The following is a 23,192-nucleotide window of genomic DNA, read 5'->3' as shown; positions in this document are numbered from 1 at the left end:
AAAACTTTTTATAAGTATTATTTTCAAGTAGTTCACTGGTCTAGGACCATAATTGTTTTCTGATTGTTTTCAATATTTTTACTAACACATCTCCCCTAAAATGGTCTGTTATTTAAGAAATTGAGGTTTATTATTCAGCATGAACATACAAAACCCCTATTAATCCTCGTTAAATATTATATTTGAATCATCTTAAAACTTTGGATTATATGGTGATGCATGCTAATTTCTGAGTGTAACGCCTGATCTCTTAATAGATATGTCTGTTAAATAACGATGTGATTGAATAATGAGTGACCCCTCAATGAAAGGTAGTCATTAGAATATTTAAAAAGTTAAATCAAATTTCAATGGATAAAATACCTTTCCAGGTTCAGATTTGATTCAGATTTCATCCCCTCTCATATTTAATTAAAGAATTTTAGAATTCAGGTTCGTTAGGGTTATTACTTATTTATCTGCCGGGTTTCGAACTATTCTTTGTTAATGTTGGTCTTCGGTGAGTAAAAATAGATCCTTTTTTTTATTCCATTATATTGAGCTAAATTAGCAGGTATAAATTATATGGGAAAAATTATAATAGCAGTTGGTTATTATTAACTATTATATGACACCCTCAAAACTTTGAGGGAGGGTTAGAAGGTGGGAGTTTGGAAAAAAATCTAAATAATAATATTTTAAAGGTCTTATTTTCTATCGGATTTTTATTTTTCATAATGGGTAATGTAACCGCAGCTCAATGGAATGTTGGAACCGGGCAGACTTACAATGACATTCAGAGCGCTATAGATAATGTTAACACCATTGATGGTGATGTAATCAATGTTTATAATGGAACCTACACTGAAGATGTGTTAGTAAATAAAAACCTAACACTCCAGACTAATAACGGGGCTGATGTTGAAGTAAAACCAGTAAATACTGGATTTACTGTGGTTAACGATGGGAGTGGTGATGGGAGTGGAACCACCATAAATGGATTCAGGATAACTCTTCCTTTCTCTGGAACCGGCATCAATATCACTGCAAATGACTGTAGTATTCAAAATAATCAAATTAATGGCGGATTAACAGGAATCATTGTTTCAGGAAATAACACCACTGTAATGGATAATGTGATATCCGGTCAATCAGAAAATGGAATTATTGGAAATCTTACCGGAGGTTTTTTCACTGTTAACCATAACTACATATCCGATATAACTGGTTCCGGGCCCAGTAGTGGTATCACTGTTTCCATTAATGGAACAGTGACTGATTTTAATTTCATTGGAAATACCATATCTAACATTAATGCAGTTGGTGTTAGTGGCACTGCCTTTGCAGTTCAGCTAGGAAAGTCCAAGGGTGCTGATGGAAATCCAGAGGTGGCCAATATCACCAATTTAGTGGTAACTAATAATATAATCACCGGTATCAGTGCTAGCAGCGCTATCATGGGAATGGAATTAGTCACCAGCAGTATTAATGCGTTGATCCTGGAAAATGTCATATCCCAACTACAAGCAGGGCCTGGTAGCTCTGTTTATGCTCTTGAAGCTGCTATTATCGGGAACGGAACGGTTCTTATTTCTAACAATAGCATATCTGGAATAATTTCAGATGAACAGGCAGTGGGGATTGTAGCTGTGGCTTTAGGTGAGTTAATAATGGAAAATAACAGGGTTACTGATATTAGTAATGCCAAGGCAGCAGTGGGAATGTTAGGCCTGGGATTATTCAAAAATGCAACCCTTACCAATAACATTGTTTCTGATATCACCTCACCCAGTATAGCGGCAGGAATTGTTGGCACTGCTTTGGCCCATCTTAACATGTTCTTTAATACAGTTATGGGAATAAACGGAGCTAATACGGTAGCTATGGTAACTGCTGGTTTTAACACCACCACGGTTATGGGAAATAACCTGGAAGGAGACGGTTCTGGGAATGGTATTGTTATTTGTTCGCCCAATGGAACAATTAACTACAATCGAATTGTGAATTTTGAATATTACATTCAGAACTTTAAATTCTCCTCTTTCGGACCCAGTATTGATGAAATGCTAAAGCCCATTGATGATGCCATCAAGAACCATCCTGAACTGGAACCCATTTTAAAGCCCATCCGCGATGATCTGGATAAGCTTTTCCATTCCTTGGAAAACAGCAACACTACAGCCACCTACAACTGGTATGGTACCAATACACCAGATGAGGCTAAATTCTTTGTGGGAAATGGAACTATAAACTATTATCCATGGCTGGTTTTAACTATTAACGCCAACCCCTCCACAATAACAACAGGTCAAACTTCCACCATTACTGCTGATGTCTATCAGGATGCAGCTGGTGGTGATCACAGTGCTGATGCAGCTATGTTCTTCAGTGGTCCTCAAGTCACATTTACCACCAACCTGGGAAATGTGGGAAGTAAATCTGTAACAGTCCAATGGATTAATGGCCTTGCTACTGCTATTTTAAGAGCAGATGAGGGTTTTGGTATCGCTACAGTGACAGCAGCGGATTATCAAATAGTAAAAACCATGGTAACTATCCTGGGAGCATCAGAAACATCCAAAGCAGCGGTAAGTGCACAATCTATAGAAATGCAAAACACGGGAATACAACTTTTAGGAATGGTTTTAGCCATCTTAATGGTACTGGGCGGATTTATCAGCATCCCAAAAAACCAATAAGGGAAATCGATATTTTGATTAGAACTAACATTCCGAATGGTCATTCCTAACTTTTTTTAACAAGTTTAATTATAAGTCTGTGGAAATCTTCATCGTCTATTTCTAAAGTGACTTCATCTCCTTCTTGTATACCTACAGCCTTAACCCACCTTGATGGAAGAATTACATGATATTTGCCGTTACAATGAACTAATTTGCGTTTTTTCATCTTTTTCATCCTCCAAGAAAATTAGAACCAAATTTTTGAATGAAGTCTATTACCCATATATTTGTGTATAGTATTAATTAAAAATTCTATTTTATGTAAAAAATAACCTCATAATAATGAAGAATTTTATATAAATTTTGGTATTAAAGATTTGATTGTATTTTTGGAGGATATATTACTTTTATTCCCTGGGTTTCAAACTCTTCCTTGTAACGTTGGTCTTCAGTGAGGAGATATGCCTTACCCTCGTATCCGTAGGATATATATAATTTCAGTTGTCTCAATGTGCTCCCGAAATTTGTAATTTCCGGTTTAATTTCAATGAAATATCTGGAATAATGTTGATAATGCTCATGAGGATTATACTTATGGTCACTACCACAACTTGGAGAGATATTCTTGTTGGAATGATTGGTTTCACATTCATTGGTTGGATGACGGGGGATTGAGAATATAATATCTGGTGCACCAACCCTGTAACCATTTTCAGCAATGATGTATTCCTCTGCATGAATTTTAACGTTTATCCAATCCCAATTAAGAGCTTCAGGGTCTTTTGCAGTGATTATCTTTTTCAGGTTCTCTTTTTTAAGTAACCAAATAAGCAATTCATCGTGTTCGGGTGTTTTCAGTTGTTCATCATCTATTTTCCACCACTGATCCAAGGTTTTGTACTGGTTTCGTCCCGTCATATAAGACACCTCATTATTAAAAAAACTAAAATTAACCCTCGAACTAAAGTTTTTTTTATAATCCCAATTCTTTAAAAGTTATGGTAAATTTAGTTCCATGATCCTTATCCAGTTCTATTTTTCCATTTATCTGGCTGGTTAAACTGTTTACCAGTTGCATGCCCAGTGAATTGGTTTTGGTATAATCCAGATCAGATGGGAATCCAATTCCATCATCACTCACCTTTAAAATAAATTCATCATCGTTTTTTCCAAAGGATATAGAAACAGCACCCTCTTTACCATTGGGAAATGCGTGTTTCATGGAATTGGTAATCAACTCATTTAAGATTAGGCCTAGGGGGATTGCTGCGTTAATATCGATATTCACATCTTGGATCTTCAGTTCTAAAGCGACTCTACTGGGGTCCTTCACATAGGTCCGGTAGAGATCATTGGCCAGGGTAGTTATATATTCCTTGAAGTCTATATTTTTGAGATCTGCGGACCTGTAAAGGCGTTCATGAATTAAAGCCATGGATTTAGCACGATTCTGGCTTTCTTTGAAGATTTCTTTTGATTCTTCGTCTTTCAAGTAATTTGACTGGAGGTTTAAGAGGCTGGATATAATCATTAAATTGTTTTTAACGCGGTGGTGTACTTCCTTAATGAGCATTTCTTTCTGCTGGTTTAACTTGGTAAGTTGGATGTTCTTTTTAGTTAGCTCTCTCTGGGCATTGGTGAGCTCGTTGTTAAGACGTCCCAGCTCGGCATATATTTGACTTTCTTTAGCTTCCTGTTCATGGAGATGGGCTGTGAAATATTTTATAACACCCCTAATGGCGTTGGTTTGTTCATTGTTAATTCTTGCCATGTTTTCCATAAAATAAAATGCATCATCAACGGTTTTTGCACCAAAAATCAGTATATTATGGTTTACTAATAACCCAGATACGTGTATAATTATTAATTCTCCCCTAAATCCCAAATTGAATTCCCAGTCGTGAACAGCATCTTCTTCTTTGATTTTTTTTATAAAATCTAATGCTTTTTCAGTGCTCCCCTCATCCAGGATGTTAGGAAATGGTTTTCCTGTTTTAAAAGAATCTATTCCCAAATTATCGTACAAAATTTCAATGATTTTTCCATTAAAATCACAGGATAATCCAAAGGCTTCCACTGCGCTCTGAGGCATGACTATTCCCCCTGTTTAAAATAGGTATTTCTTTAATCTGATTCAATCATAGCCTGTTGATAGTTGATCATCCAATCCATGAAGGCTGTGATTTCAGTAGCATATTCTGAGGGTAAGATTTCCTGAACCACGTCACGGTAGATCTTAAAGCGATGGAGAACGTGTTCCATCTTCACCCCATCATGGGGTAAACGCTCTTTGGCCCATTTTAGTTCATCCTCCAATAATGCAACCTCACCCATGGACATGGCTGCTTCCAGCATTTTAGTGGTAAATTCTAAACCAGTGGTTAATAATTCCGGTGCCTTTTCACCATGATGTACCACCTCATGGTCGCGTTTAAGGGAGCGGGACACTGTTTCCTTAATTAGGGATGCACTGTTTTCCTGGAATGATGACAGTGCCTCTGGAGAGATTGGTGGTAATTCGTTTTTAGCTGAATTGGATTTATTATCAGACATGGGATTACTCCGCCTGTTTTTTGGATGAGATCAATTCATCAGCAAGGGAAAGAGCTTCTATTGCATTAGTTGGGCATCCATCGGCTCCTATTTTTTTCCATAGTTCTGGTGCCAGGAGGAATGGCCTACCCCCTACCATTATCTTAATATTAGATATATCCGGTGTATTCCTAATTAATTTTATTAAATCCTTCACCGCCCCTAAGTTATAATGGATGGATGCAGACAGAGCAACGATGTCAGGTTTTAGATCGATTATGGTTTGTGTGATGCTATCATTGGGAGTATTCGCCCCTAAATAGTAAGTGTCCCATCCTTCCATTTCAAAGATATCCGCCACCATCCGCACCCCCATTTCGTGCATCTCACCAGCAGCACATGCCGCCACCAAACGGTGGCCATTATTATCAGTTCTGAAGATGTAAGGATATAATTGGGACATTATCATCTGGGTTGCTGCGGTGCAGAAGTGTTTCTGTGCCACGGTTATCTTATTGGTCTGCCACAGGCGACCAATTTCATGCTGTGATGATTCGAAAACATGGATATAAATATCTTTAATATCCATACCTTCATCCACAGCTTTGAGTATCATCCTGCTTGCTTCATTTCGCTGAACATTTAGCAAAGCATCCATGAAATTTTTTGCAATTTCTAAGAAGGGTCCAGATTCCTCTTCAAATACCGTCATTTTTCCCCCAGATATAATTTTAATAAAACCATAATATAATATGTTAATAATTATATTTGTTTTTATAAAGATAAATCCATTTGCATTTTAATTAAGCAACACGAACATACATAATGCTTTTTAAGTGCTTAATAATGGTTCAATTATTTTCTTTTTATTCATATCCATATAATTTGACTAGTCCTGAGTATTTTCAGTGTTAGAATAGTTACTTTTTCTTACTTTTTCGATTCAATGGAATAAATAAAATTATGCTGATAGTAGCAATAAAAATGAGTTACCTAATAATAATGGGAGTAATTATAGAAAAAAAAGAACTTGAAATTTGATAGAAAAGTAAATAGAAAATTGAATAGTATAAGTAAAAATTAAAAGTATTTTATAAAATGAAGATAAACCGGATCTTTTAATCCGGATTTGGTTTTACTATCCTATTTTTTTTAGTAATGTATTAGTCTACTACTTCAGCAAAGGCGAAGTTTCTGCGAACAGAATTGATTCTAATTTTTACTTCTTCACCTTCTTTTGCACCTGAAACAAAAACCACAAAACCTTCAATACGGGCAATTCCGTCTCCGTCCCTACCGGTATCTTCTATGTGTACATCGTATTCTCCACCTTCATTTATAGGAGACGAATTTCCTCTATCACTACTGTTATTACTTCCAAACAAACTTATCACTTCCAATTTTTGCCTCGTGGGCAATTAACTATTGTTTTTTAAAGCATATATAGTATCTTATAAATTATTTATTTTAGAAAATATTTTTTCCATCCATTTTTCAAATTTTTACATATTACTTCCCTGTTTTGAGATAAAATAGTATTGCCAGTGCAAAAAATAATTCAATAAGGTGGTTTTACATTTAATATCCTCAGTTTATTGCAACTTTGTTTAATTAATCACCTGGAAACTTGTGCCAATGAGTTTTTTGGTTTCCTGGTAGGCCTGGTTGTAGCTAGCCCATTCTGGCATCTCATAAACCAGGGTTCGGATACCTGCAGAGGCTAAAGGATTGGAAACTGTTAATGTGGAAGAACCATGCTCAGAATGCGCGGTTGCCCGGTAATATGTGAATTCTGGGAGGTTTTTTTCAACTACTTCTCCCAGTGCCACGGAAGGGGAGTCCATTTTCGGTGTGGCCACATAGTATCCCCTACCATAACCAGGTGCATGATCATGACATATAATAACCACATCTACGTTAGATTTTTTAATATCAGGAATTACATAGTTAGCTACTAATTCCTCACCATTGGCACGTCCGGTGACATAGTTTTCCGGTTTGTTGGTGACGTTAACCGTGTAATGGATAATAGCCTGGTTAGATGATAAACTGTACTGATCAACCACATCGGAAGCTGTTTTAATAGAAAGCTTCTCACGGGGATGCATGCCGGTAATGACAGCGATGGTTTTTTTACTGGCAGTAGCATTGGAGTTGGTATTGGAAGGAGTTATGATCTCCTTTCCCACTGATCCACGGTAATCTGTGGCAATTACTGACGGATTTGTGGCTGAAACTTCATTGAAATGGGGTAAAAAAACAATGTAACCTGCTGCCAGGATGGTTAGAATAGCTATGACTGATAATGCACCGTAAAATTTTTTCCTACTCATTCGGGGTTTGTACTCCAAATATTCTGAGTAGATCAGTTTACCTCCACACTGGCAACGATCAAAGTCATCCGGTGATTCATCATCATCCAGATGGTAATAACCACCACAATTCTGGCAAATTAAGTAAGGCATATAAATCAATTTATTATTTTAAATAATAAGTCATTTAAGCTTTTTCCTTGAAACTGTATGTAATACAGACGTTTCTATTAATTATTGACATCTTTTATGTCTAATATTCTATTGTTACAAATTGTAGGTTCATTTTTTATGTAACCTAGTTTATATATTAATGGCAGATAAAGGTGTATAAATTACCAAATGTCCGATGGATACATATAATTTACCCATTATTTAGGGGAGGTTATCTTCATTAAGCCTGATAAATCTATTTCAAAGAAAGATACTTTTTTTAGTCCAGAATATATAAAAAATGCCCTTACTGATGCCAGTTACATCCCTGATGATAATATTATAACCATTCTATTCCTTTCCCTTGAACTGAGAAAACCCATACTGGTTGAGGGACCGCCAGGAACCGGGAAAACTGAACTGGCCAAGGCCATTGCTAGGGCTCTGGGCAGTGATTTTTTCAGGGTGCAATGTTACGAGGGGATAACCTTCGAACAGATGGTGGGGGAGTGGAATTATCAGAAACAGTTATTACACCTGGAGATGTCCCGTCTGAAAGAAACAGATCAGGATGTTTTTGGTGAGGAGTTTTTCATTAAAAGACCATTACTGCAGTCATTTATTAACCATAAACCTTCGGTAATGCTTATTGATGAAATAGATAAGGCTGATGAAGAGGTTGAAAGCTTTCTCCTCCAAGCACTGGGTGAAAAAGAGATCACAGTGAATGATCTGGGGACATTCACCCTGAAAAATGATGTTCTGGTGGTGTTAACCTCTAATTCCCAGAGGATCTTGCTGGATGAAACCCGTGATCGTTGTCTTTTCCTGTACATTGATTATCCCACTGCTGAACGGGAAGTTGAGATTGTTAAGTCACTGGTACCCGATGCACCTCATGAACTGGTTGAGAGGGTGGTGGGACTGATCCAGAGGATAAGAAAACTGGATCTCGTTAAAATACCTTCCATAAGGGCCTCTGTTGACTGGGTTCGAACACTGCTGGTTACCCAGGATGGGCAGGATATCGGTGATGAGTCCCTGGAGAGAACAGTTAGAGTAGTCTTAAAAACAGAGGAAGACCGGGAAAAAGTAGAAACCCGGATATTCAAATAAAGGATACTCCAATAGTTCATTGTAGATTTTTAAATAAACCCTGGAAATCATCTCCGGTTACATCGAGGATTTTAATCCAGTTACTCAGGGTTTTTATTCCCATATACTCTGAAGATTTAGATACTGAAGGATAAATTATAGATAAAATAGAAATTTAAGGTGCTGAGTGATGAGTAATGGATAGAATTGTTACCTTCTCTGGTTTATTGAGGGAAAATGGCATCCCAGTTAGTATTAGAAGTACTTACTCTGGTAAAGAAGTTTCAAAACTCTTTAAAGAAGATGATCCTCTTTTTAAAGATGCTATGGCTGCAGTATATGTTAAGGAACAAAAACAAAGGGAATCTTTTAATCAAACCTTTGATGAGTTCTTTGGTGGAGTTACTGCCGATTCAGATGATGGAGAGGATGATGGAACATCAGTATCTTCCAAAAAGAATGTTTGGTCTACTAAAAGCACCCAGAAATGGACTATAACCCATCATGAAGATGATAATAGTAATTTTAAGGCCCCTGAAATAAAAAACAATGAATTTAATTATCATCCCCCTCTGAATGATCATGAACAATCGCCTATTGAATCAGAACTGCTTAACCGTGATATAAACACCCTAAATTCATTTGAACCGGAACTTTTCCTGTTATGTCATAAGATGGGTAAAAAGATCGCCATGGTTAGAAGCAGGAGGCAGCGTCAGGCCAGGATCATGCGTCCTGATGTCAGGCGTACCATACGTAAAAATCTTCAAAATGGTGGGGCACTCATTGACCTGGTTAAAAGTAAGCCCCGTATAAAAAAGAATCATCACTTCTTCTTGAATGATGTAAGTGGATCCTGTGACTGGATCAGTAACTGGTTTTTCTGCCTGGTGTACGCTGCTCAGAACTCTTTCAGGAGAGTGAGGGTATTTGACTTTGATCACCGAGTTGCTGAAACCACCAGCGCCATGACTGAGACTAGTATGTTGGATGCATTTATCAAAGTACGGGATATCCGGCAGAAAAATCTTATGGTCCACGGTACCAGTAACATGTTCCAGGCCTTTGAATCTTTCCTGGAAAAAGTTCAACTCAATCGACGATCAACACTGATGATTTTAACTGATTGCAGGGATTGGGCGGGTCCCAAGGTTGATGGAGTGCCGGAAAGCGCACGTCTGGTGGAGGAAATGAGCCGTAAGTGCCGGAAAGTTTTGATATTCAATCCAGAGGATCGTAAAAAATGGGATGTGGTGGATAGCTGTGTTTCCCATTACCGGGATGCAGGTGCCATGATCCATGAAGTTCGCAATCTCAATCAACTAGCCCTTCTGGTAAGGGATATCTAAACTTCTTAAGGAATACCTAAAATTTTTAAAATAATAATTATTTCTATTGAATTATTAATTAATTCTAGAAATATATTCGAGTTTCATTCGATTTAATTCAAAACTTTTCAATAATGTGTTAAATTGAACAGATTTTACTCTTTAAATGTCGGGGAATAACTCTGAAACTTTTTTCCCCACATTTTGGACATTTCACGGGTTCAATTAATTCTGGATAAATTGTATCTTCACCATGACCACATAAACCCCTAAATTTTCTGATCTTCCACTCTAGCGGAGTTTCTGGAGTAATAGGATAATGATGTTTGCATTTGGTGTTTCTACACACCACACACCAGTCCTCAATATTGGCATTTTCCATCTTAACACCTTTTTAGAGAAATGATCAAATTTTATATATAATTTTACTTGTTTAAATTATTGGAAGTATTTTACCATTTTCTTAAGATCCCGACCATTATGGATTTCCCTTTCAAGGTCAAGCTCCACATATGCTTTTTTACCCTTGGTGTAACTTGAAGATATGATTAACTGGTTTCCAATGAGTTTATATCCATCAACAGGTGTGTGTCCCACGATCATAGCCCTGCACCCAATATTTTCCAGGAATTGGTCCACATCTTTTTTGCTGTAATCCCCGTATCGACGCCAGAGAAGTTCGTAAAGAGGTAGGTTGTTGGAGTATCCCTTCCTGGTGATGTTCATCACTTCAGTTAGTGAGTTTATATTTTTTGGTGGGCCCGCGTGACTGATGAAGACTTTGTTAGCAGTTTTTACAGCCACAGGCAGCTCTTTGAAAAAATTTGTGTATTCTACTAGTTTTTCCTTCCATTGCCCACCGAATTTTCCCTTTAAGAGTTCCTCAAAATTCAGGCTTTGATTGACGCCTCCCTTGTAAAGGGTGAGTTTGGTTATGGTTGCCCATTCATGATTTCCCAGGAGTAGGTGGAAGTTTTCAAATTTTTCACAATCAGCGCGAACTTTATCCAGTATCTCCAGGGATTTGTCGTTTTCAGACCCCATGGCGTGGATGAAATCACCGGTTAAAATGAGATGATTATCTTTAGTTGATTGTTCACCCCATATTTCCATTAGTTTATTGAAATCTTCCATGTTTCCATGAAGATCCCCGGCAATTAATGCAATGCCCTGACGTGGTAATTTTATCACGTCCACCCCCTGCCCATTCATGATAATATTTTATTGGTTTTATGTAATTAAATATCCTGAATAAACCAGATACTAGGTTTAACTTATAATTAAAAATTAAAATTAAAAAAATAGTGTCAGAATGGAAAAAAGGAAGGTAATAAAAGTAACTGGATTTACTAAGAACTGCTACGTCCAAAGAAACTTTCCAGTGTAACCACTTTATCCTTACCCAGTTCTCTTGGAGGTTCCAATGCCTTGAATTCCATTTTCTGTTCTTCCAGTAACTCCCGTGCATCATCGGTGACGGAAGGTGCCACTAAAACCCCTCTAACTTCTTCTTTATGGTCACTGAAACAATCTACATATCGTCTTAACTGTTTGACAGCGTTAGTACCTGCTTTTCGACTTTTTAGTTCCAGAATAGTTAGGTTGCCATTTTGATCCTTGCCCAGTATGTCTATGAAACCCTGGGTAGTGTGATATTCCCGTGATGTGGGTCTGAAACCTTTTTCTATAACTTCAGGATCCTTAAATATAAGGTCACCCATATCTGCCTCGTATCCTGCTAGTTCAAGGCTTTCTGAGTCCTCACCAATGAAATATGATGCCAGGTGAGTGTTTAATATTTCCACTTCCAGTTTTTCATGGGGATTTCTTCTTACTCCTTTTATCTTCACCATTCCCTGGTAAATGTCAGCTGCAACCTTGGTTTTCGGTGGTTGCCAGTTCACGGGTTCCAGGTTACGGTCCTGATGGATTATGAACGAACCATCTGATTTAATCATGATGATCCTGTCACCTAATTCCAGGCGGCTCACAGCCCTTCCATCATAATAAACACGGCACGAGGCCATGATAGTAATAACTGCCCTTTTTGATAATCCTTCATTGATAATTTCCAGTACTCGTTGAGTATCTGGGTTTTTTTCTTCCACCAATTTCATGATATGAATTTCAGAGCTTATAATAAAAATAATTCACTGTTATCATAATATAAGAGCCATAATTAATAATTAACATAATTTTAATATTTTTTATATGAAAATAAAGAGAAATAATCACTTCACAGAAATAATAAAGAAATAATAAAGATGAATTATCATACTTGAGGATTGGATTTTGCAATTTGACCCCTGATTTAGTTACCAGTGAATTTATTAAAATTGAGATATATAGTAGGGTTTACAACAATATTTATTGCTTGTAATAATTATGAAAAATCTTCAGAGATTTTTTTAATGCAACGGGAGACCAATGTTGGAAAAGAATTTCATTATCGACACCGAACTCTCTTCTGGGCACCTGGAAGAAGCTCTGGATTTTTTACGAGATTTCTATCTCCTACCCCAACCAGATTCATTTAAAAATATTTCCAGAACTATAATGGATGGTGCTGGTGTTTTAAGTTACACTGCCACCAATAATCAGGAAGGATGGGAAGTTCGAATTGAAATCCAGGCTGAAAATCCATTCCTTGTTAAAATCATCCCTTTAACAACTCCACCTGATTTTGATATCTCTCCCCAAATTGACCTTCTGGAGGAGGAGCTTTTCATTGCAATCCAGGCCTTTGAGGATGCTATCCGCCAGGCCACCCTCTACTTTGCATGGGTGGAGGGAGAAGAGATCTTACCAGAAGCACCCCCTACCCGACGTAAAAAAGTTTCTTTCCGTATCTTTGGAAGTAACATGATAATGATCTACCTCCTCTTTTTCGGAATTAATATTATTATTTTTATCCTACTGGAATTAGTCCTGGCTATTATGGCCATACTGTTATTCCAACTGGTGATAGTGCTCTTCTCAGACCGTATATTACTTCGGACCAGTGACTGGATCATCACTCCTGAAAATCCCCGGGTGCATATACTGGAGTACCAGTTACCACTGGAAGAGTTCCAGAAATTTCAGGAAAAATTCGATAAAGATATTATAATTAAAATGAAGGATGAAATTTACCAGAAGAGCCTTGCCCTGGGCTTGGAACCTACCTGTGAATTGGGTGAGGATGTATTCCGAGAATACGGTTTCCACTGCCAGTCTGATTTGAAGGTTTCCCGTGTAATTGATGTTTACAGTATTGTGAAAGAAGCTGCCAGTAAATTTAACATCATCATGCCCAAGGTGGCATTGAGTAATACCATGATCCCCAATGCCGCTGCCACAGGTCCCAGCCCTAATCGGGGTTTGGTGCTAATAACCACAGGTTTACTGGTGCAACTGGAGGAAGACGAAATATTATCAGTGTTAGGTCATGAAATGGGCCACCTGTCAGGGAGGGATCCCATAATCCTCTTCAGTATAATATCAGCAGAGTTCATTCTTAGATTCACCATTTTATTCCCATTGGTGGTTATATCCCCACTGGTTTACTTGATTGTGGCCTTAGGGTTTATTTTCTTTGTGGCCAAGTTCTTTGAAACCAGGGCTGATCTTTTATCAGCCATGAAAATCGGTCACCCCCAAGTCTTGGCCAGTGCTCTGCGTAAGATTGGTTACCAGCGCCTTCATGCCGAAAGGATTTCACCAACCAGACTTCCCTCCTGGATAAACTTTGATCCCCATCCCCCGATCTACTTCCGTATTGACCGCCTGGAAGGTATGAAAACCCCGGTTAAGGTTAAAAATCCCCTCTTAAAATCCGCTAAGGACGTTGTTGATGGTTTCAAACGTACACTGGGCCTATAACCATTAATGAATAATAGGTATACATGGAAAAAACCTTAAAATAAGGATAATTGACTATTGGAACATGTAAAATTAATTTATTGTTTAAATCATCATAAATGAATAAATGATTAATCAGTTTTTAAGGATGTCTAATCATGAAGGTTGAAGTTGATTCTCTTAATAAATCAGGGAAAGGATGGAAAATTCGGATTAAAACTATTTTAACTGATGAAGAATTCTCCCATATTAAAATCGATGATCTACAGGATATAGAGGATTTTCAGGTGGATATCACCGCCCCCGTGATATATTTTAATACATTTTTAAGTATTGCCGAGCCATGGGAAGATGAACCCCTGGAAGAACTTATAAAGGCTGTTAAACTTGAAGTTAAGCACCGTTTGAACGTTTTTTTGAAGATGAATGTGACTGATTAGGGAGCCCATAAACATTATTTTTAAAAATATTTGATAAAAGAATAGTTACAGATACCAGCTACTATTCAGACTGGTTTAGATTTTTAAACTGGATTTTACATTATTAGGTTAACTTAGGTAGAAATGTTGAAATAGTTGTTATAGTGAGTTTAGAGCTTTCAATATTAATTTTACAACTTCAACTATATTTGCAATTACCAGTACCACCATCACCACTATTAAGGCGAATTTTACGGAAAATATAACCCATCCATTGCTTAATGAAAATGGGAATACTGTGTATAAGTAGTAAGCCACCAGAAATCCTAGTATGTTCAGTATTATTTTGATTATACTTCTAAACCATCCCGGATGGTAGATTAGAAAGATTATGTTCGCGATTATGGTTGCTGCTATTGATATATTAAATATCCATAAAACCTCCTGGAATGAAAGTGCGATGAAGCTCAGATTCCAGGAAATAAGGCTGTTTACAACGTATAAGAGGATAATATTGGCTATAATGGCAAATACAAATTCCGATGTTTTAGGTTCCTTTTCCTTCAATAAATTTTTTACGAAATCCTTTCCATTACCTTTTTCATCACTTGATGTTCCTTTCAATGTTCCCCCACCTGATGTTATTGTTAACTTAAATGTTGATCTACTTATTGTTCTTGCTTATTAAAAAGTTAATCAACTCCCGGACTGGGAATGGTTGACCCGAAAACATCTTAAATATGTAACCTAAATCATCCCATCTAGTGTTTACTTGGATATTTTAACACGGATAACATAGGAGACCACCCCACCAATGGCAGCTGAAACTGCAAAAATCATGAAGGACACACGAAGTCCTTCCAGTAATAGTTGATAATTTGAAGGTTCTATCTCCACGTTACCCATAAATCCAGTTAGGATTAACAATAGAAAGCCCAGACTCACAGTCTGACCAATAAATATGGTGGTGGAAAGGGTAGCTGAACCCACACCATAGTACTGTCGGGTGAATGATCCCAGGAAGTTCTGGTTGGTTGGTACTGAAAAGAGTCCCATACCCATACCTATCAAAAGTAAACCACCTACCACTAGGAGATATGATGTGTTCACATCCAGTTGAGTAAATGTGAAAAGTCCAATTGCACACAATACTGGCCCAATAATGGTTATGCTCAGATCATCTTTTTCATTCCACCAGCGCCCAATTAGTGGTGACAGGATGGCAACTGTAAGTGGTTGTACAGCCAGAATAAGGGCAGTGGTCAGCGGATCCAGTCCTCGTAGATCCTGAAGATACAGGCTGAGCAGAGTCCACATGGCGGAGGTGGCAACTGCAAGTAACAACAAAGCCAAACCTGAAAAACTGGTTAACCTATTTTTGAATATTTCTAGAGGGATAATCGGTGTCTTAGATCCATTAACTAATCTGTAAAAAATCATCACTCCGACTAATCCAGTTAAAAGTGACAGCTGACCCTGGAAATCAGTTAGCGTCGAAACTCCATACATCACTGCGGAAAGGGACAGGGCATAAATAATTGATCCAGATATGTCAAATTTCTCTCCTGAAGATCCTCTCCACTCCCCTTTAAACCTCAACAGTATAAGTGAAATAGCAAATAAGCCAATAGGTAAATTTATGAAGAATATACTCTCCCATCCGAAGTTTTGAACCAGGAACCCACCCAGCAAAGGACCCATGAATAAACCCAAATACACGGCAGCAAGGTATATGCCTAAAACCTGGCCTCTTTTTTCCTGGGGGAAGATGGTGATTAAAAGTGCGATCCCCGTGGCAAATATCATGGCACAACCCAAACCCTGAAGGAAACTGAAAAGGACTAAAATAATTCCAGACGTGGAAAAGACGGCTAGTAATGATGCCAGAGTGTAAACCACAAATCCAATGGTGAAAACCCTTTTCCGACCGTATATATCAGCAAGTCTTCCAAAGGGCAGTACCAGGGCAGCGTTGGCCAGGGTAAATGCAGTGGGGATCCAACCTAAGATAAGTATACTAACTGATAGATCTCTCTGTATTAAGGGAAGGGCCAGGCTGAGGGAAGAACCCATGAAGGGTATTAGGAATGATCCAATAACTACCAGAACCAGGGCACATCTTTCCACTGGCCCGTGATCCCCGAACTTTGTTTTACCCTTTCTAAATGAAATCATGGTACACTTTCCCCTAGAAAATCACTGACAATAACTCAACCCCTAAATTCAAACTCCAGTCACCATTACATCTATATACATAGAAATAATACTTAATTTAAACTATAAATTAAACATTTAAGATAAACACTATGGATTAAATATGGGGAGAATTGGATTTATGAGTATTGAGTGTCCTTATTGTGAAAAGCTGGTTGATTATGACTTTGGAGATCCTCTTATCCAGACTGAACACTGGATTGTATTTCTGGCTCCCAATCAGAGTAATCTGGCCACCTGTGTGGTGGCATTAAAACGCGACCAACGAACCTTAACTGGGCTTTCCAAGGAAGAATGGGATGATTTTATTGAACTCCTGGAAAGCATGGAAAAGGCAGTTAAAACTGCATTTGGTGCCACCCTTTTTAACTGGGGGTGTTTAATGAACACCTTTTACCTGGAAGACACTCCTGAGCCACATTTACACTGGCATTTCATACCTCGCTACAATCATCCGGTAAACTTTGCAGGTCACACCTTTGAAGATCCCCATTTCGGTTACATGCGACCCCGACCCCCAAAAAACATATCCTATAATGTCCGGCAGCGAATTGCTGAAAAAATAAGGGAATATTTATAAAAAAAGAAATTTTATCCCAATATAATCCCATCATATACCATGTTTACTTTTCATTTTCCTTTAAACGCGCGTTAAGTTCCTGTATTGCCTCCTCAACCTGCAGACGCACATACCATTTCTCATCATTCAGGGCACTTAAAAGTGGCTTTATTGCCCGCTCATCACCAATTTTACCTAGTGCCCCAGCAGCATGTCGGCGAACACTAACATTTTTATCGTCTAAAGCCTCAATTAAGACTGGGACTGCTTTTTCATCGCCGATCATACCCAGTGCTTCTTCTGCTGCACTGCGAAAACTAAAATCATCATCCTTTAAGGCTTCAATTAAATGATCAACTGCCCGGGCATCTCCTAAATGTCCCAGGGCAATAGCAACATTATTCCTTATCTTTTGGTCCTTCAATGATTCTAAAAGTGGCAATAAGGCCCTTTCGTCTCCAATCTCGCCCAATGCTTCGGCAGTTTGCAGGCGAACATACCATTTCTCATCACGAAGTGTTTTCAGAAGGAATGGTGTGACATCACTACTACCAATCTTTCCAAGGGAACTAGCGGCATTCCACCGAACATCCCCATCCTCATTTTCTAATGCCTCAATAAGAACTTCAATTACTTTATCAGCCTTAAATCTTCCCAATGCCCGGGCAGCTTCAACTTGATGCTGATTATCACCTTTTTGCAGTGTTTTAATAAGACCGTTAACATCACCCTCATTTTCCAGTTTTTCCACATCAGGGTTGAAACTTCCATTAAAGATGCTCATTTTTCAAATACCCCCTATTTAATCCCCATTTGAGTTTCTTAATTTTGAAATGAGTTAAATATTATGATATTGAAATTGTAATTGAGTTGAGTGAAAGTTATTGGAATTAGTTAAAGATTTATTTTCTTCAGTTACTAGAAGTTAGGCAATTCCATAAATTAGTGGTCATCACTTGAAGAGATAGTGTCTTTTTCAGCGTATTCTCTGAATTTTTCCATGAATTTGTAGGTATTGGGGAAGATATTGTTAAATTCTACGAATTTTCGTAGTTTACTAATGGTGGAAACATCCATCACATGTTCCATGGCACAGGCATCCTTCTCAGCTATTTCACCATCCACTCCCATAATTAGCAAAAAATTCTTAAGGAGTTGATGACGGCTGTTTACTTCCTTGGCAATTTTAAGTCCATCCTCTTTTAACTTAATTGTACCGTAACGTTCATAGGAAACCATATTCATTTTAGAAAGCTTTTTAACAGCTTCTACCACACTGGGTGGCTTTACTCCCAGTGTTTCGGCCACATCTTTCACCCGGATTGTTCCCTGTTCCTGCTCCAGCGAATACATGGCTTCCAGGTAATCTTCCACACTACGGGTTATCTTCATATGATTAACAGACATTAATCTAATATTGTTTTTTTATTCTATTAACTTTATCTTATTGATGACCTTTATAGGGGCTTGGTGTATTTTTTTTGTAGATTATGCTTAATGGAAGTAAAGCTAATGAAAACCCTTATAAACTCCAATATACTTATAAAATCTATTATAGATTAGATTGATTTAAAACGAATGATAGAAGTGAGTGAAGTTTAAGTCAATGCCAACCTTAGGTTTATAAATCAAAAGAGGAACATGGAGCATGCCAAATATTAGTATGGAAATGGCTATTTTAACCAGCATAATATTAGGCCTTATTCTGGCTTTTTTCAATATTGGAGGAATATTTGCTCTGGTTTTAGTTGGATTTGTGGCAGTTTACCTAACCCCTGATGAAGAAGCCAATTATAAGGTTGGTGCACTGGCAACTGCTTTACTATGCCTGCTCTATTTCGTGGTGTGCCTGTTCACTCCACCAGTTTTACCATACCAACTGCCCAATGCAGTGGTGATTGGGGTGGGCTACGCATTTGATGGTATTTTCACCCTTATTATGGGGTTGATTGTTAGTTTGATAATTTACAGTTTAATGGGAGCTATTGGGGGATATTTTGCTGATAAACTCTTTAAATCCCAGGATAAACCTAAAAACCCAAAAATCAGCAAAGCCCCCAAAAGGATCATAAAAAGGAAATCAAAACCCCAAAGAAGAACTCTTTATCGTAAATAGGGAAGTAACACTCTTAATAACAGTTATTAGATTAAATCTGAGTATTTTATTACGTATTAATAAACAAAGTGTACTTCAACCACTGTATGTTTATAATATCCATTATAGAGTATTTTAATAATATTAATAGTATTTCCAAATATACTGTATTCTGAAAGTCAATGGGGAATACTTCAAAATTCAAATAAATTATTCTTTGAAGTTTGATATAATGAAAAATGTTATTGTGATTGGATCTGGAGCTGGCGGGGCAACTGTTGCCCGAGAACTTGCCCTGAAGGGAGTATCAGTTACCCTAATTGAAAAAGGAGAATATATAACTCCTGATAAAGCTTTCCAGTGTTATGATAACTTGAATGTTGGGGTGGAACTCCTTAAAACCTCTTGTCTGGGAGGGACCACCCTGGTAACCGCTGGAAACGCAGTGAGAACCTGTCAGAAAGAGTTCAAAGAAATGGGAATAGACCTTTACCATGAATTTGAAGAGGTTGAAGGGGAATTAAATGTTGGAAAACTTCCAGACACTCATTATGGAGTCGGTACATTGAAAATTATGGAAGCTTCTTCTTCCCTTGGTTTGAATATGGAGAAAATGCCAAAATTCATCAACCCAGAAGAGTGTATCCCCTGTGGTAAATGCGCTTTGGGTTGTCCCCGCAATGCCAAGTGGAGTTCTCTTGATTTTCTCATTGAAGCACGAAAAAAAGGTCTTCAAATCATAGACAACACCGAGGTAACCCGGGTTATAACCAGTAATGGTCAGTTGAAGGGAGTGGAAGTCTTTAACCCTGAAAAATGTGTTAAAGAAGAATATGATGCTGACAGAGTTATAGTGTGTTCTGGGGCTGTGGAAACACCATTACTACTTAGATCTGCAGGTTTAGTGGCAGGTGAACATCTTTTTGTGGACACCTTTGTCACGGTGGGTGGAACATTGCCAGACATCCAGTTTTATAAAGAAGTATCCATGAATGGATTGCTTAAGAAAGATGGATTCATACTGGCTCCCCATTATTCCAGCATACTTCTATCAAAGCTCAGTCACCTTGGATTCCAGGATAAGGATATCCTGGGAATTATGGTCAAAATCAGGGACGAATCATCGGGCAGGGTGGATGAAAAAGGAGTTGTTAAAAATAACACCTCCCATGATATGGGATTACTGGCAGAAGGATCTTCTCTTGCCGGTGCCATACTCACTGAGGGCGGTGTTGACCCTGACACACTTGTTTCAACCCCAGCCAGGGGAGCACACCCTGGTGGAACTGCTGCCATTGGAGAAGTAGTTGATAAAAATTTGGAAACAGAAGTTGAGGGTCTTTACGTGTGCGATGCCAGTGTTTTCCCAAGGGCACCTGGTGCACCTCCAGTTCTCACCATCCTGGCCCTGGCCAAAAAACTGGCCAAACACATAAGCAAGGAATAATTCAAAAACGAATAACAAATTAAAAAGGAAATGCAATATGTTAAAGATCTTAAGGGCTGTGGATGATTTAATGCCACTAAACAATAAGATAAATATTTAATTATCTGGCATCGTTTTTTTATTAATGTTACAGGTTCAAGTAACAGGTTAAAATATTAAAGAAAAAATAACCCTTCATTCCTATTTTACGCCCATTACATCTCCCATATCACTTATTTTTCCTTCAGGAGCTCCAACAACATATCTTACTGCCTTAATCACCCCGGTGACAAATGACTGTCTGCTATGTGCTCTGTGAACAATTTCAATTCGCTCTCCTTCACCAGAAAATAGTAAAGTATGATCTCCAACTATATCCCCACCACGTACTGCATGTATTCCTATTTCTTCAGTATTTCGTGCACGTACCATTCCCTGCCTACCATAGGCACAAGTTTCATCTTTATTTCTTCCAAGCACCTCAGCTATAATTTCGTATGCTTTAAGAGCTGTGCCTGAAGGTGCATCCACTTTATGATTATGATGAGTTTCTATTATTTCAATATCAAAATCATTAAGGATATTGGCTAGTGTTCCAACGATTTTAAAGAACACATTCACACCGACTGCCATGTTAGGAGAAATAACTGCCTTTATCTTATTTTCCTGGATGGATTTTTTTATTTCAATCAATTGATCGTCCTTTATTCCGGTTGTACCCACAACTAGATTAACTCCACAATCTGCTGAAGTTCTGATTATGTCCACAGCTGCATTTGCAATGGTAAAATCAATGAGAACATCAGGTTTTCTTTCCTTTAAAACCTCAGCAAGCCTTTGCGCACCATTTACATGGACACCAATATTTCCCACACCTGTTACTCCACCTATATCCATTCCTTCCAGTGGAGTGTTCGGTGATCCTATTGCTGCCACCACTTCCATATCTTCCTGTTTAAGGATGGTTTTAATTATTTTTGAACCTATTATCCCATTTGCACCTGTTAACGCAACTTTAATCATTATCAAAAACTCCCTTTAAAAAATTTGTTAGATCATGAGTTAGTAGTTTCATCTCCGCTTAATGGTATTTCTTGGAGGAAGAACGCCATAATCAATCCTACAAATGCCAGTATTATGGCTGTAAGGAAAATATTCTGGATAGAAATTGCTAAAGCTTGAAGGTAACTTGCAGTAACTGCAGTTGAACTTCCCAGTGTGAAGTTCATTATGTACCCAAATATTGGAACGAAGACAATTGTACCTACATTTCTGAAAAACCGCATGGAAGCGGTTACAACACCTATATCCCGCATTGGGAATGCATTCTGCACTGCTACATTGAATATATTGTAAGCCATTCCTGAACCAACACCCAGAACTGTCGAATATAATATCAGCATATAATAGGGCGTATTCTCATTCATTGTAGCCAGCAGCAAAACTCCTAACCCGGTTATAATAAATTCGGCGATAACCAACTTTTTATATTTCCCAGTCCGGGATATGATTTCTCCAGTGATTATTGAAGCCAATGTCAGACTAAACAACATGGGCACCATAATGAACCCAGAATTGGTAGAACTCATACCTAAAACACCTTGTGCAAATAATGGAATGTAAATTATGCCACTAAACATTAATGCAGCTGCTAAAAAGCTTTCTACTGATGATACATTGAATATTGAATTTCTAAAAAGACGTAGGGGTAGAACAGGTTCTACAGCTCTTTTCTCGGCTGAGATAAACAATACCAGCATTACCCCTGAAAATACCAGGAGTCCTACTATTTCAACTAATGGGCTGGTATTAATATTCCCGGCAAGTGTTATTGCCAGGAAAAGGGCACTTAAAGCTAAGGTAAAGGTTATAATCCCCGAGATATCAATGTTTTTTTTAACATCGGGCAGTTTGAAATTTGGAAGAGAATAAAAAATTATGGTTACTGCAGTGATTCCAATTGGAACATTTATAAAAAACACCCATCTCCAACCCAAAGTATCAGTAATTACACCACCAAGAATTGGCCCCATTACGTCGGCAAGCCCAAATACCGATCCAAGTATTCCCATGTATTTGGCCCGATCTCGGGGGCTGAAAATTTCCCCAACCACAATAAATGGGAGAGAAAGTAGGATTCCCCCTCCAATTCCTTGAATCCCTCTGAATATAATTAGTTGAAACATGCTGGTGGCCAGACCACACATTACGGAAGTTATGACAAATGTGATGATCCCTGCAATTAGAACATGTTTTCTACCGTAAATGTCGGATAATTTACCAAAGAGAATTACGGCGATGGTTGAGGTCAACATGTAAGACGTAAAGGGCCATGTGTAATATTCCATTCCCTGGAGACTGTTAATAACTTTAGGCATAGCAGTTCCCATGATTGAATAATCAAAGGCAGCTACAAGAAGGCCAACCATTAATCCTGCCATTATTAGATTTATTTTATTTTTAACTAGAGTAAAATGACTTTCATGATTCATGGTTATCACTTGCAGGGCAAATTACAATTATAACAGTTTTTTAGTGAGTTAAACGAAGGGTTTAAAA

At 37.9% G+C, this 23,192-nt stretch carries 24 protein-coding genes; 8 read left to right on the top strand and 16 right to left on the bottom strand.

Annotated elements, in window-relative coordinates; translation table 11 throughout:
- The first annotated feature begins 650 nt into the window (after positions 1-650).
- A complete protein-coding gene (locus BK009_RS03070; RefSeq protein WP_232728013.1) occupies positions 651-2,678 on the top strand; it encodes a cell surface protein in 2,028 nt (675 codons plus the stop codon).
- 46 nt (positions 2,679-2,724) lie between these two features.
- On the opposite strand, the gene BK009_RS03065 is transcribed toward BK009_RS03070, so the two are convergent.
- The 7 genes from BK009_RS03065 to BK009_RS03035 form a co-directional block, all read right to left on the bottom strand.
- Entirely contained in the window at positions 2,725-2,886 is a 162-nt protein-coding gene (locus BK009_RS03065; protein WP_157809686.1) for an AbrB/MazE/SpoVT family DNA-binding domain-containing protein, read from the bottom strand.
- Between the two features lie 143 nt (positions 2,887-3,029).
- On the bottom strand, positions 3,030-3,578 hold the full coding sequence (locus tag BK009_RS03060; RefSeq protein ID WP_100906363.1) for a hypothetical protein: 549 nt from the start codon (positions 3,576-3,578) through the stop codon (positions 3,030-3,032).
- A 55-nt stretch (positions 3,579-3,633) separates the two neighbouring features.
- Positions 3,634-4,752, bottom strand: coding sequence for a sensor histidine kinase (locus BK009_RS03055; protein WP_100909001.1), 1,119 nt, complete (start codon positions 4,750-4,752; stop codon positions 3,634-3,636).
- Between the two features lie 32 nt (positions 4,753-4,784).
- Complete coding sequence (locus BK009_RS03050; RefSeq protein WP_100909000.1) at positions 4,785-5,213, bottom strand: hypothetical protein; 429 nt, start codon at positions 5,211-5,213, stop codon at positions 4,785-4,787.
- Between the two features lie 4 nt (positions 5,214-5,217).
- Positions 5,218-5,904: a cobalamin B12-binding domain-containing protein gene (locus BK009_RS03045; RefSeq protein WP_100908999.1), complete on the bottom strand. Its 687-nt coding sequence runs from the start codon at positions 5,902-5,904 to the stop codon at positions 5,218-5,220.
- Positions 5,905-6,355: 451 nt separating this feature from the next.
- Positions 6,356-6,577, bottom strand: coding sequence for a TRAM domain-containing protein (locus tag BK009_RS03040; protein WP_100908998.1), 222 nt, complete (start codon positions 6,575-6,577; stop codon positions 6,356-6,358).
- Between the two features lie 222 nt (positions 6,578-6,799).
- Positions 6,800-7,657 (bottom strand): hypothetical protein, encoded by an 858-nt coding sequence (locus BK009_RS03035; RefSeq protein ID WP_100908997.1) that lies wholly within the window; start codon positions 7,655-7,657, stop codon positions 6,800-6,802.
- A 258-nt stretch (positions 7,658-7,915) separates the two neighbouring features.
- On the opposite strand from BK009_RS03035, the gene BK009_RS03030 reads away from it, so the two are divergent.
- Both BK009_RS03030 and BK009_RS03025 read left to right on the top strand, forming a co-directional pair.
- Positions 7,916-8,773, top strand: a complete 858-nt coding sequence (locus BK009_RS03030) for an AAA family ATPase (RefSeq protein ID WP_394340077.1) — start codon at positions 7,916-7,918, stop codon at positions 8,771-8,773.
- Between the two features lie 176 nt (positions 8,774-8,949).
- The gene (locus BK009_RS03025) at positions 8,950-10,101 is read left to right on the top strand and encodes a vWA domain-containing protein (RefSeq protein ID WP_100908996.1); all 1,152 of its coding nucleotides are present in this window, start codon (positions 8,950-8,952) and stop codon (positions 10,099-10,101) included.
- A 118-nt stretch (positions 10,102-10,219) separates the two neighbouring features.
- Here BK009_RS03025 and BK009_RS03020 read toward each other — a convergent pair whose 3' ends face one another.
- The 3 genes from BK009_RS03020 to nucS all read right to left on the bottom strand — a co-directional run bounded on the left by BK009_RS03020 (position 10,220) and on the right by nucS (position 12,197).
- Complete coding sequence (locus tag BK009_RS03020; RefSeq protein ID WP_100906370.1) at positions 10,220-10,462, bottom strand: hypothetical protein; 243 nt, start codon at positions 10,460-10,462, stop codon at positions 10,220-10,222.
- A gap of 56 nt (positions 10,463-10,518) precedes the next feature.
- Positions 10,519-11,271, bottom strand: coding sequence for a metallophosphoesterase (locus BK009_RS03015; protein WP_232728012.1), 753 nt, complete (start codon positions 11,269-11,271; stop codon positions 10,519-10,521).
- A gap of 158 nt (positions 11,272-11,429) precedes the next feature.
- Positions 11,430-12,197: an endonuclease NucS gene (nucS, locus tag BK009_RS03010; RefSeq protein WP_100908995.1), complete on the bottom strand. Its 768-nt coding sequence runs from the start codon at positions 12,195-12,197 to the stop codon at positions 11,430-11,432.
- Positions 12,198-12,507: 310 nt separating this feature from the next.
- On the opposite strand from nucS, the gene BK009_RS03005 reads away from it, so the two are divergent.
- Together BK009_RS03005 and BK009_RS03000 are read left to right on the top strand one after the other, a co-directional pair.
- Positions 12,508-13,941 carry a M48 family metallopeptidase gene (locus tag BK009_RS03005; RefSeq protein WP_100908994.1) on the top strand — a complete coding sequence of 478 codons (1,434 nt, stop codon included), beginning with the start codon at positions 12,508-12,510 and terminating at the stop codon, positions 13,939-13,941.
- 137 nt (positions 13,942-14,078) lie between these two features.
- A complete protein-coding gene (locus BK009_RS03000) occupies positions 14,079-14,360 on the top strand; it encodes a hypothetical protein (protein ID WP_100908993.1) in 282 nt (93 codons plus the stop codon).
- Between the two features lie 138 nt (positions 14,361-14,498).
- Here BK009_RS03000 and BK009_RS02995 read toward each other — a convergent pair whose 3' ends face one another.
- Both BK009_RS02995 and BK009_RS02990 read right to left on the bottom strand, forming a co-directional pair.
- Positions 14,499-14,963: a hypothetical protein gene (locus BK009_RS02995; protein WP_100907724.1), complete on the bottom strand. Its 465-nt coding sequence runs from the start codon at positions 14,961-14,963 to the stop codon at positions 14,499-14,501.
- A 144-nt stretch (positions 14,964-15,107) separates the two neighbouring features.
- Positions 15,108-16,514: an MFS transporter gene (locus BK009_RS02990; protein ID WP_100908992.1), complete on the bottom strand. Its 1,407-nt coding sequence runs from the start codon at positions 16,512-16,514 to the stop codon at positions 15,108-15,110.
- A 160-nt stretch (positions 16,515-16,674) separates the two neighbouring features.
- Between BK009_RS02990 and BK009_RS02985 the strand changes: the two genes are divergently transcribed.
- Positions 16,675-17,133, top strand: coding sequence for an HIT family protein (locus tag BK009_RS02985; RefSeq protein WP_100908991.1), 459 nt, complete (start codon positions 16,675-16,677; stop codon positions 17,131-17,133).
- Between the two features lie 43 nt (positions 17,134-17,176).
- On the opposite strand, the gene BK009_RS02980 is transcribed toward BK009_RS02985, so the two are convergent.
- On the bottom strand, positions 17,177-17,896 hold the full coding sequence (locus BK009_RS02980) for a HEAT repeat domain-containing protein (RefSeq protein WP_100907721.1): 720 nt from the start codon (positions 17,894-17,896) through the stop codon (positions 17,177-17,179).
- Between the two features lie 158 nt (positions 17,897-18,054).
- Entirely contained in the window at positions 18,055-18,504 is a 450-nt protein-coding gene (locus tag BK009_RS02975) for a metal-dependent transcriptional regulator (RefSeq protein ID WP_100906379.1), read from the bottom strand.
- 256 nt (positions 18,505-18,760) lie between these two features.
- Between BK009_RS02975 and BK009_RS02970 the strand changes: the two genes are divergently transcribed.
- The gene (locus BK009_RS02970) at positions 18,761-19,228 is read left to right on the top strand and encodes a DUF5518 domain-containing protein (RefSeq protein ID WP_100906380.1); all 468 of its coding nucleotides are present in this window, start codon (positions 18,761-18,763) and stop codon (positions 19,226-19,228) included.
- A gap of 211 nt (positions 19,229-19,439) precedes the next feature.
- Entirely contained in the window at positions 19,440-20,654 is a 1,215-nt protein-coding gene (locus BK009_RS02965; protein ID WP_100908990.1) for an FAD-dependent oxidoreductase, read from the top strand.
- A 180-nt stretch (positions 20,655-20,834) separates the two neighbouring features.
- On the opposite strand, the gene dapB is transcribed toward BK009_RS02965, so the two are convergent.
- Entirely contained in the window at positions 20,835-21,656 is an 822-nt protein-coding gene (dapB, locus tag BK009_RS02960; protein WP_100908989.1) for a 4-hydroxy-tetrahydrodipicolinate reductase, read from the bottom strand.
- 32 nt (positions 21,657-21,688) lie between these two features.
- A complete protein-coding gene (locus tag BK009_RS02955; protein WP_100907720.1) occupies positions 21,689-23,125 on the bottom strand; it encodes an MDR family MFS transporter in 1,437 nt (478 codons plus the stop codon).
- Between the last annotated feature and the right edge of the window lie 67 nt (positions 23,126-23,192).

The organism is Methanobacterium subterraneum (assembly GCF_002813695.1).
Taxonomy (GTDB): domain Archaea; phylum Methanobacteriota; class Methanobacteria; order Methanobacteriales; family Methanobacteriaceae; genus Methanobacterium; species Methanobacterium subterraneum.
Note: the sequence above shows the minus strand (reverse complement) of the source record. Positions and strands in the feature narration are given on the sequence as shown.

Coding starts and splice junctions, on each gene's coding strand:
- BK009_RS03065 (WP_157809686.1), bottom strand. CDS start 2,886: ATGAAAAAACGCAAATTAGTTCATTGTAACGGCAAATATCATGTAATT.
- BK009_RS03060 (WP_100906363.1), bottom strand. CDS start 3,578: ATGACGGGACGAAACCAGTACAAAACCTTGGATCAGTGGTGGAAAATA.
- BK009_RS03055 (WP_100909001.1), bottom strand. CDS start 4,752: ATGCCTCAGAGCGCAGTGGAAGCCTTTGGATTATCCTGTGATTTTAAT.
- BK009_RS03050 (WP_100909000.1), bottom strand. CDS start 5,213: ATGTCTGATAATAAATCCAATTCAGCTAAAAACGAATTACCACCAATC.
- BK009_RS03045 (WP_100908999.1), bottom strand. CDS start 5,904: ATGACGGTATTTGAAGAGGAATCTGGACCCTTCTTAGAAATTGCAAAA.
- BK009_RS03035 (WP_100908997.1), bottom strand. CDS start 7,657: ATGCCTTACTTAATTTGCCAGAATTGTGGTGGTTATTACCATCTGGAT.
- BK009_RS03025 (WP_100908996.1), top strand. CDS start 8,950: ATGGATAGAATTGTTACCTTCTCTGGTTTATTGAGGGAAAATGGCATC.
- BK009_RS03020 (WP_100906370.1), bottom strand. CDS start 10,462: ATGGAAAATGCCAATATTGAGGACTGGTGTGTGGTGTGTAGAAACACC.
- nucS (WP_100908995.1), bottom strand. CDS start 12,197: ATGAAATTGGTGGAAGAAAAAAACCCAGATACTCAACGAGTACTGGAA.
- BK009_RS03005 (WP_100908994.1), top strand. CDS start 12,508: ATGTTGGAAAAGAATTTCATTATCGACACCGAACTCTCTTCTGGGCAC.
- BK009_RS03000 (WP_100908993.1), top strand. CDS start 14,079: ATGAAGGTTGAAGTTGATTCTCTTAATAAATCAGGGAAAGGATGGAAA.
- BK009_RS02990 (WP_100908992.1), bottom strand. CDS start 16,514: ATGATTTCATTTAGAAAGGGTAAAACAAAGTTCGGGGATCACGGGCCA.
- BK009_RS02985 (WP_100908991.1), top strand. CDS start 16,675: ATGAGTATTGAGTGTCCTTATTGTGAAAAGCTGGTTGATTATGACTTT.
- BK009_RS02980 (WP_100907721.1), bottom strand. CDS start 17,896: ATGAGCATCTTTAATGGAAGTTTCAACCCTGATGTGGAAAAACTGGAA.
- BK009_RS02975 (WP_100906379.1), bottom strand. CDS start 18,504: ATGAAGATAACCCGTAGTGTGGAAGATTACCTGGAAGCCATGTATTCG.
- BK009_RS02970 (WP_100906380.1), top strand. CDS start 18,761: ATGCCAAATATTAGTATGGAAATGGCTATTTTAACCAGCATAATATTA.
- BK009_RS02965 (WP_100908990.1), top strand. CDS start 19,440: ATGAAAAATGTTATTGTGATTGGATCTGGAGCTGGCGGGGCAACTGTT.
- dapB (WP_100908989.1), bottom strand. CDS start 21,656: ATGATTAAAGTTGCGTTAACAGGTGCAAATGGGATAATAGGTTCAAAA.
- BK009_RS02955 (WP_100907720.1), bottom strand. CDS start 23,125: ATGAATCATGAAAGTCATTTTACTCTAGTTAAAAATAAAATAAATCTA.